The organism is Mesorhizobium sp. IMUNJ 23232, from assembly GCF_044326205.1.
In the GTDB taxonomy this organism is placed as follows: Bacteria; Pseudomonadota; Alphaproteobacteria; order Rhizobiales; family Rhizobiaceae; genus Kumtagia.
The window spans coordinates 1-9,721 of record NZ_JBIRCY010000115.1 but is presented as its reverse complement, the minus strand read 5'-3'; the positions used below and the strand labels follow the sequence as shown (position 1 = coordinate 9,721).

General features: G+C 66.0%; 5 protein-coding genes and 2 pseudogenes. 2 read left to right on the top strand and 5 right to left on the bottom strand.

What is annotated here, in order from left to right:
• Nucleotides 1-109, top strand: a pseudogene (locus ACH196_RS36985) (IS5/IS1182 family transposase); the annotation flags it as partial.
• On the opposite strand, the gene ACH196_RS36980 reads toward ACH196_RS36985, so the two are convergent.
• Together ACH196_RS36980 and ACH196_RS36975 are read right to left on the bottom strand one after the other, a co-directional pair.
• Nucleotides 104-460: a hypothetical protein gene (locus tag ACH196_RS36980; protein WP_396651805.1), complete on the bottom strand. Its 357-nt coding sequence runs from the start codon at nucleotides 458-460 to the stop codon at nucleotides 104-106. The pseudogene ACH196_RS36985 and the gene ACH196_RS36980 overlap by 6 nt on opposite strands.
• Nucleotides 461-475: 15 nt before the next feature.
• On the bottom strand, nucleotides 476-1,048 hold the full coding sequence (locus tag ACH196_RS36975; RefSeq protein ID WP_396651804.1) for a TniQ family protein: 573 nt from the start codon (nucleotides 1,046-1,048) through the stop codon (nucleotides 476-478).
• 154 nt (nucleotides 1,049-1,202) lie between these two features.
• Here ACH196_RS36975 and ACH196_RS36970 point away from each other — a divergent pair.
• Nucleotides 1,203-2,059 (top strand): annotated as a pseudogene (locus ACH196_RS36970) (IS481 family transposase); the annotation flags it as partial.
• A gap of 23 nt (nucleotides 2,060-2,082) precedes the next feature.
• On the opposite strand, the gene ACH196_RS36965 reads toward ACH196_RS36970, so the two are convergent.
• The 3 genes from ACH196_RS36965 to ACH196_RS36955 form a co-directional block, all read right to left on the bottom strand.
• Nucleotides 2,083-4,038, bottom strand: a complete 1,956-nt coding sequence (locus tag ACH196_RS36965) for a recombinase family protein (protein WP_396651803.1) — start codon at nucleotides 4,036-4,038, stop codon at nucleotides 2,083-2,085.
• A gap of 106 nt (nucleotides 4,039-4,144) precedes the next feature.
• A complete protein-coding gene (locus ACH196_RS36960; protein ID WP_396651802.1) occupies nucleotides 4,145-4,345 on the bottom strand; it encodes a hypothetical protein in 201 nt (66 codons plus the stop codon).
• Between the two features lie 919 nt (nucleotides 4,346-5,264).
• On the bottom strand, nucleotides 5,265-9,721 hold a 4,457-nt coding region (locus ACH196_RS36955; RefSeq protein ID WP_396651801.1), incomplete at its 5' end, for an autotransporter domain-containing protein.

Here is a 9,721-nt window from a genome sequence, read left to right as displayed (position 1 = left end):
CTGTCGGCGCCTGGCCAAGGACTGGGAATGCCTCAACGCCAGGGCACTCGCTTTCCTAAAGCTCGCCTCCATCCGCCTCATGATCAGAAGACTTTGTAATCCATCATAAAGTTACCGGACTGACTCTTAGCGAGTCCTGGTGTTTCTCCAGCAAGTTTGTGAAGCGAGCGATCAACCGGTCATGGCCGCCTGCCGCCAGGATAAGCCGACGCCGATGCGCGATCGTGGCATCCTTGTCGCCAGCCAGCCAATCGTCAGGCTTCGCCGCAAGGCTCTCGAAGCAGCGGATGCGCGCGAATGCTGACAGGTTTGTCAGCGTCGTCCCCAACGAAACACCGGCGACGAGCGGCGTGCGCAGCAGATGCAAAACCAAACCGTTGATCGGCGGCGACTCCTTGGCCGCCTCGACCCTGCAGATATCGACGATGGCGCGTTCGAGCCGCCGCGCAGCCGTCTTCACGGACACCTTTGGATCCTAGCGCAGATCGAAGTCGCATCGGGCACAAAGATGTTGCGGTAGGAGTTCCGTCTGATTCGAAGGAAGCAATTCTGCCGCGGCAATCGGGATATCGGCCCTGAGGCCGCAACCGTGCACGAAGCAGGAAACGCGCGATGCCAGTCGCCACTGCCGACGAAAATACGGAGCCTCGTCTTCGCCAAGGCATAAAGGATAATACTGCATCCAGGCCGAACGGTTCCGGCGGGCGTTCTCGCGCAGCGGCAGCAAGACCGGCGTCAACGCCCGATCCGTCATTGCCATCGTCGATATCGCCTCCAGCGGACCGTCCGTGGAGGTGCCAAGCGGAGCGGCGACGTGACGGGGAAGCCGAAGGTCGAGGCGGACCGACCACATTCCACCACCAAGCCCTAAAACGCCGGCGAACGAGCGCGGCGCGATTCCGTTGGCGAGCGCAAGGCGGTGGATCCAACTCGACAGCAACTCTTCCGGAAGCGGGTCAACGGAGACCAGCCACCGATCCCGAGCGACGTCGCCGTATCGTGCGCGGATCTCTATCGCGAAACCCGAGTCGGTCGCCTCACCGCTCACAGCAGGCCGTCACGCAGCAGCGCCCGGCGGCGCTTCGAAACCGGAATGTAGCGCAGCTGCTCAAGACCTAGTTGTGAGCTATCAGAAGGTTGTCCATTCGGACGTGACCGAGGAGACTGGAGTTACCAGACTTCAGATTCGTCGGAGGGTCCGAATGAACATCCATAAGAATGCCCGTCTCACGCCGCTGCGTCGAGAGGAGATGGCGCTTGCGGTCATAGAAGGCGGCCTTTCCCAAGCCCAGGCGGCGTTGCAGTTCGCAGTGACGGCGAAGGTTGTGAAGCGATGGGTCGAGCGTTACCGGGCCGAAGGCCGCGCTGGAATGGCCGACCGCTCGTCGCGGCCGAGATGCAGCCCGAACGTGACCGGCCAGGCGGTCGCCGACCGGATCGTGGCGCTGTGGCGCCAGCGCTTCACGGGCAAGCACATCGCAAGTGTGGTTGCCGTCTCTCCGGCGACGGTGAGCCGAGTGCTCAAGCGGGTCGGACTGTCGCGGCTGAAGGACCTTGAGCCGGCCGAGCCGGTGCGCCGCTACGAGCGCGCCGCGCCGAGCGCCATGATCCACATCGACATCAAGAAGCTCGGCCGTTTCGACCGCGTCGGCCATCGCATCACCGGCGATCCGCAACAGGGCAAGTCGCGCGGCGGAATTCGTCCATGTCGCGATCGACGACGCGTCGCGCATCGCCTTCTCGCAGATCCTGCCGGACGAACGACAAGAAAGCGCCGTCGCCTTCCTCGCGGCGGCGCTCGCCTACTACGCCAGCCTCGGCGTCACCGTCTCCCGCGTCATGACCGACAGCGGTTTCCTGCTACAGGTCGAGAGCTTTCGCCAGGGCCTGCCGTGATCGTGGCCTCAAGCACATCCGCACCAAGCCGTATACGCCCAAGACCAACGGCAAGGCCGAACGCTTCATCCAGACCGCGCTCAGGGAATGGGCCTATGCCCTCGCTTACCCAACCTCAAAACACCGAGCCGCCGAACTGCCCGTCTGGCTTCACCGCTACAATCCTGCTTCATAACACCCATCTGTCTATGTCGTTGAAGTGAATAGGCTTTGCTGGTCAGGATGCGATCCCGCGGGGTATTTAGGGTTCTGTCGTGCGCGCTGAACGACCTGTAGGGCATGCGGCGTTGCGAGCCCTGACCGGCTGAAGATCCACGGGCCATCCGGCAGGGGATGAACTCCCGCGATCTCGCCTGCCTCGGCGGCGAGCCTGAGGGTCTTGGGTGCAACGCCGAGCAAACGCGCCGCCTTGTTCAGGTTGAGCCAAGGTTCACTCCCGTCCAGCGTAGGCCGGAAGACCGGAATCTTGTGATGCGACCGGTGCGCCGTGACCCGTTCGCGCGTCCACCGATTGCCGTGCCCGGTCACCAGGCCGTTCCGGTTCAGGATGCCGACAATCAGATCGTCGCTGGCGATCAGCACCAGTTGCCGCATGGCGGCGATGATATCGGCGGAGGTGCTGTTGCGCTGTCCGCGGCGTCGCTTCGGCAAGCGCAATTCGGTGTGAACCCCGCCGATCCAGTGGATCAGCAGGACGATCTCGGCGGCTTCATCATCGATATCGGCAACCACCTCCTGAATGACGGTACGCGCGATGCGCTTCTTGAGCCGCGCATCCGTCGTCGGTGCCGCCCAGACGATGGGGAGGTTCGTGGCCAGAGCGCCAAGGTCCATCGTCAACACAGGCGACGGCTTCGCCCTTGCGGCATCATGTGTGGCGATCTTGCCCTCGATCTCGCCGACATGTGCGAGGGCACGGTTCCATCGCATCTCCAGTTCTGCAGCGACCAACCGGTTCTCGGGGTCGGCCGCGTCATATTGCCGGAAAGCCCGGTCGGCGGCGTGGCGTGCAGCCTCCAGATCGCGACCGAGAGCGTCCCGAACCTGGTCGCGGCGATTGGCTGCCTGCGCTTCGGCCTCGGCGGCGGCCGCGACCGCGCCGGGCTCGACGACCTGCAGAAGGGCTTCTTCAATAGCGTCATCGACGCGAAGTCCGCCGAAGGCGATGCAGCGCGGTTCGCCATTGTCGAGCAGGCCCCGCCAGCAGGAATAGCGCGGGATGTTGTGCTTGTTACCCGTGTATCGCACCGTGAGCTTGCGGCCGCAGCGGCGGCACCGGACAAGCCCGGCGAGCAATGCATCGCCATGCTTCGGTGCTCCGTGATGCCGGCCCGTTGGCACGTTGTCGCTCACCATTGTGCGGATTGCCTCGGCTCGTTCCCAACTGACGTAACCTTCATGGCTGCCCGGGATCAGAGCCAGCCATTCCTCCCTGGCCTGGCGACGAACGCCCGGCCGAGGGGCTGTCGATCCATATCCCGGCGCGGCACGAGTCCTACCATAGGCATAGGCGCCGCCGTAGATCGGGTTCTCGATCATCCGGTGGATCGTGGCATAGCTGGGCCTGCGCCAGACAACATCGCCATTGTTGCGCCTGATGGGCAAATCCAGGCTATGCTCGAGGAACCACATCAAGGCCTGACGGGCGCTGCCGAGCGCGGCGACCTTGTCGAACACAAGGATAATCGCCTCTTGCACGCGGCGATCGGGATCCTTCTCGAGCCGATCGCCGACCTTTACGAAGCCGACAGGTGCCGCGACCACGAGTTCGCCACGGCGTGCCTTCTCGTAGCGGGCCGAAAGCGACCGCTGGCGCAAGAGATCGAGTTCGTACTCGTTGAGGCTTCCCTTCAACCCCAGCAGCAGCCGGTCGTTGCCTTGACGCGGCGCATAGACCGTCTCCTGGTCGACCAGCACGGTGTCGACGACGCGGCACATCTCGATGAGCTGCTGCCAGTCGCGGCTGTTGCGGGCAAACCGCGACACTTCCCGCGCCGCGACCGCACCGACCTTGCCGAGACAGACTTCCGCGACCATTCGGTCGAAACCGGCGCGTGCGACGCCGCCGGCGGCGGACCGGCCGAGATCGTCATCGACCGTCTCGACGAGAGACCAGCCGAGCGCCGTCAGGCGATCGCGCATCGCATATTGAAGCGTGCTGCTCTCGCGGTTGTGCAGGACCTGATGGGCCGATGACTACCGCACATACAGGATCGCCTTGCGCTCAAGATGGTGCGGCCTGATCTTCTCATGCATCATGATCCGCGCCCTCCTGTCGCTCGGTGCGATCGCCGCCGACGTGGTCGAGGATCAGACGCACCATCAGCTTCGTCAGTGACCGACGCGTCTCGACAGGCAGTGCCTGCCATCGCGGCGCCTCCATCATCGTGTCGGTGTCGTTCAGCCTGGAGAACAGATCGAACTGGTAAGTCGTGGGCTTGCGCGGCATGGACCTCTCCCCGATTCGAGTCGTGAGAGTCCGATGCTGCGCCGATCCTCTGAGATTGCGACGGCACGCCTGTGTCACGGAGAAGCTCAGCCAAGGCGACAAGAACGGCAAGATCGACCTGCGCGGCAGCCGTGATGCGCCAGCTCATGCTAGCCGATCGGTCGAACATCCACGCCGGAACCTCCAGCCACCGGTCCGACGTTTGGCCGGAAAGGCTGCAGCAGAAAACCGTCACATCACTCTTCTCGATCACTTCATGGGTATGGACTTGCAGCCCGGCCCACGGATGCCACGGATAGCAAAGCTCGCGTTCAATCCCAGTCCCGTGGGTGTTAAGTCGTCGAGTTGTACAACGAAGTCCGCCCGCATGGGGCGATCGGGCACAAGGTGCCGATCTCGTTGACCAATCCCGATGGCGCAACCAGCCCGCCATCGTGAAAAGGCCGACAAACCGCTTCAAGGAACTGCGCCGTCGTGGCGTACCAAAGCTCCGTGCCGCGGTTGCCGCCGGTTCACCGACGGGATTCTGGCGCATGTCAGGTCACCCGGCGGTCCAACAAGCCCTGCGCAACCACCACTTCGAGTCGCTCGGTCTTCCCCGACTCTATGTCTCTGCCCAAGCTTAATCCGGTCGAACCGCCGCGGTACGTGACCCGTATGCCCGGTGGTGTGGGAGGGGCGGCACCGTGAGGTGTCCCCCTATCTCGATTCAATCCCACTGATTCCATCTCTGCGCAGAACGCTCTAGGTACCAGCGGACACGCAGCAGGATCACCGACTGATCGAAATGGCGGCCCCTGAACACGGCAGGCTCCTCGAAATGTTGAGGCGCCTTCCACGCCTGACCGGGCTTACAAAAGCGTTTGCGACAGAGCCACCCGCTTATCTTTGACTCGCATCGAACTTTGCGACGCATCGATCAAAAGTGATAAGCAAGCCGGGCGCTGGCGGATTGGCTCAGGAAGGAATCACCGATGTCGGCCGTATATCCCGCCTTCACCTCGAAGCCGCTGACGCTGTAAAGTTGGATGCCGAGGTCGATCCGGCCCAACACGTCAGGCGTCTCGATGTAATCGTTGAAGGTCCCATTGGTGGAGGTCTGGTTGGCGGCGCTTACCTCTATCGTGCGCGTATTGTCCGGCAGGTAGCTCACGCCGAAAGCGGCATAGGGCCTGAGCGTCCTGTTTGCATCCAGGTCGACGCGACCCCCGAACTCCATCATCGCCGAGAGCGCGACGTTCGTCTCGCTGCTGCTGCCGAGATCCAGCGCATAGGGCGAGGAGCCGGATTCCTGGACCCCCGGCAGGTGCGTGTAGATCACGTCAAGATCGCCGTAAGGCCGGAGATACAGGTCGCCGAAAGCAAACTGATAGCCGGCCCGGAGCCGCCCGCCCGCCAGGAAGATGCTTGGATCGCTCTCCAGCGGATTGGATATGCCCGGCAGATTGACCCGGCGGTCGACCTCGAACGAGCCGTGCGCCAGGGCGACCGAACCGGCGAAGAACCAGGAGTCCATGATGTGCGTCAGCGAGACGGACCCGTCGAAGGTGTCGCCGTCGCCGGTGGAGCCGCCGTCCATCGTCGCCGAGGTCTGTCCGTAGGCGAAGGAGCCGCCCAGATGCCAGTCGGGAGCGATCTCCTGCTGGGCGCCTATGCGGTAGCTCACGCCCGAGACGCTGTAGCCCTGTATGTCGCCAGTAGCGTCCTGATCGCTCCAGCGGCCCGAGACATCGAGCCAGGCGCAGTTGCCTTCGTCGAGCCGCACCTGCTGGCCGACGAAGACGGGGCAGCTCATCGAGGAGCCAAGGATCGTCCCCGCCGAGTTGGCCAACGCGATGGACTGGGCGTGGATGTCCTTGCTCGAGTACTCGTCCAATGCCGCCGCGTACTTCTCCGCCTCGGTGATCTGCGACAGATAGCCGAAGTGACCGGCGAACGCCGCGTCGGCATTGTTCCACGCCTGCGCGTGGTAATCGGCGAGCGAGGCTTGGCTGGCGGTCAGGGACAGGCCGTCCGGCGTGAAATCCGGACGCGCGGTTAGTGTGAGGGTGTTGCTTGACTGTGCGGCATCCCAATCGAACACAAGCGAATCAACGGCGTCGGCTGAGGAGACGAGATTTCCGGCAGTCACCACCGATACCGAGCCGGGCAGCAGCGTGATCGCTGTCGGCGCAACGACGCCGTCGATGGAGGCGGTGCCGTCGACATGGATATGGCTTGCGGTATGGTTGAGGGAGTCGATGGTCACGCCGAGTTGGCCGCTGCCGGTCTGGACGAAGTCGCCGGTGACATGGGTGGTGCGGATCTCGCCGGGCATCCCGACATTCACGAAACCGTGATTGGCCAGACGTATGGCATCGACCACCGCGCCGGCATGGTAGGTGCCATAGTTCTCGAAGGCGCCGCTGGCCGCGGCGCTGGCGACCAAGCTGCCGGTTTCGGGCGCGTTGCCGGTGACGGTGCCGCCGTTCAGATAGGTGCTGCCGAGGGTGGTGCCGTAGTTCCAGAGATTGGTGAAACTGCTCCCCGTCTGCACGACGGCCGTGCCGCTGGTCCCCATCGCCGTGGTGAGCGTGCCGGTGCTCTCGACGGTCACCTCGTTGCTGCTGTTGCCGCCGTCGATCTGGATGCCGCTCGCGCCCGGCTGGGTGGACGTAGCGGCCGTGCCGCTGCCGCCCGTCACAGTCGCGTGCACCGAGACGGAGATCGCCCCGTTGGTGCCGTAGCCGGCGCTCTGCGCGAAGATGCCGATGCCGTTCGCGCCCGTGGCCGAGACGTCGCCGCTCGCCTCCACCGCGACGTTGCCGCCGGCGCCGGCATTGCAGACGCCGTTCTGGCCGCAATCGGAGCCGGACGTTGCCGAAGATCCCGCGAAGATCGAGTTGTCGCTCACGATCACGCCGCCACCGCCGCCGATCGACTGCGCCAGGATGCCGATGGCTCCCGCGCCGCTCACGCCGATGCTGCCGCCGCCGCCGAGATAGACGTTCACATTGCCGCCGTCTCCCGCCCCCAATGCAAGGGAATTCGAGCTAGAGGCGGGCAATGTGGTCGTAAGCGAGGGGGTGTCGGACGCGCCGCTGCTGTCCGTCACGCGAATATAGCCGCCGCCGCCGCCGATCGATTGTGCGACGAGACCATGCGCCGCAACGCCCTGCGTCGTGATGTTGACGTTGGTGGCGTAGACTTCGACGGTGCCGCCGGCACCGGTCGACAGGTTGCCGCCCAGGGTCGCCGTTACGGTTCCCGCGCTGGGTTGGGCGGTGATGAGGCCGCCGCCGCCGCCGATGGATTGCGCGAGGATGCCCATCGCGTAGTCGCCCTGCGTCGAGACGTTGAGGACGTTGCCAGCCGCGAAGTAGTTCTCCTCCAGCAGTATACTGCCGCCGTCGCCATCGGTGCCGAAGATGCCGCCCGCCGAGAGCGTCAGAGTCTGATCCTGCATGGAGGTGGGCAGGAACAGGCTGCTGCCCATGCCGCCAATGCCGCCGCCACCGCCCACCGATTGCAGGATTATGCCATCGGCCGCGGCCCCGGTGGTGGCGACGGTCGTACCGTTGGTGTTTCCATAGTTCAGAGTCACCAGACCGCCGCCGCCGCCGCCGCCGCCGTTGCCGTCGATGGTCGTGCCCAGGGAGATCAACCCCGCCGCGCTGTCGGAGCCGTCGGCGCCGATACCGCCACCGCCGCCGACACTTTGGGCGACGATGCCCGCGGCGCCATAGCCTGCGGTGTGGATCGCCGCGTCGCCCTGCTGCAGGGCAACGAGCACCTCGCCGCCCTCGCCGCCGGCGCCGCCATTGCCGGCGAGCGCCAGGTTGGCATTTATCGTGACCTCGGGGATGCCGCCGGTGCCCGACGCGGCGGCCGAGCCGCCCTTGCCGCCGCCGCCGCCCACCGACTGCGCGATGACGCCGCTCGCCCAGTCCCCCGTCGTGGTGATCGCCGCGGACAGCGCGACCTCGACATTGCCGCCGGCGCCGCCCTGCGCGCCGGCGCCGCCGAGAGTAACCGTGAAGGTCGGGTCGATCGAGGGAATGGTGTTGTCGTCGTCCTGGAAGAAGTTCTGGAGAAACTGAGCGACCTCGCTGGCGCCTTCGCGTGCGGCGAGCCCGTTACTCGGGACAATCGGATTGTCGGCCGAGCCGTCGGAGCCGGAGGAGCCGCCGAGCCCGCCGCCGCCGCCGACCGACTGCGCCAGCACGCCGACCGCGTCGCCGCCATGGGTGGTGATCGCCGCCGCCACATCGACATTCACATTGCCGCCCGCGCCGCCCGTCCCGGTGGAGTCGGCGCCGAGATTGACTGTCACGCCCGGCTTCACGGTCGGACCGCCGTCCACGGAGAAGCTCTGGGCCACGCTGACCGAGCCGCCCTGCGAGGTGCCCCCGCCGCCGCCGACCGACTGCGCCAGCACGCCAAGCGCGCCGGAACCATAAGTGGCGATGCCGTTGCCGGGGCCGATAAAGGTGTAGACCTGGCCGCCGGCGCCGCCGGCGGCGCCCGTCGAGCCCAGCGTGACCGCCAGCGCGGTGCTGGAACCGGTGCCGAAGGACTGGGTATTGCCAGCACCGATGCCGGCATTGCCGCCGCCGCCGCCGATCGACTGGGCCGTCACGCCATTGGCATAGTCGCCAAAGGTGGCGATGGAGGTCGGCGCGCTGCCGGCGGTATCGGCGGTGAAATTGCCGTTGATGTCGAGCGTGCCGCCGAGCGCCACCAGAACCTCGCCGCCAGTGCCGGCTGCACCGCCATCGCCGCCTACCGTGAAGGCCCCGGTGATGGCGAGCGACGTGGCGTCGCCCGGCGCGTCATAGCCGATCACCGCGGCGAGCGCGGAGGAATCGCCGCCATTGCCGCCGCCGCCGCCGATGCTCTGCGCCAGCACGCCGGTGGAGCCCTGGCCGTAGGTGGTGATGGTGCTGCCCTGCGTCAGGAAGAACTCAGCCAGTCCGCCGTCGCCCGCGGTGCCACCATCGCCGCCGACCCCGACGCTGAAGCTCACGCCGACCTGATCGCCGTCGGGGTCAACCGGCACCGCGATCGCCAGCGACTGCGCCGTGGCCGATCCGCCACTACCACCGCCGCCGCCAATGCTCTGGACGACCGCGCCGAAGCTATCGATCGGCAGCATGTTGCACGGCAGCGACGAGCAGGCAGCGCCGTCGAGCCCGACGTCGCCCGCCAGCAGGAGAATTTCGAGGCCGGAGGTGATCGAGCTGCCCGCCAGGGTAACGGAGGCCGTGCCGCCATCGCCGCCGCCGCCGCCAGCGCCGCCGACCGCCGACGCGATCGCAACGCCCGGCCCCACCGCATAGGAGAGCGCCCAGCCGCCGGTGCCGCCGCCGCCGCCGATCGACTGCGCCAGAACACCGG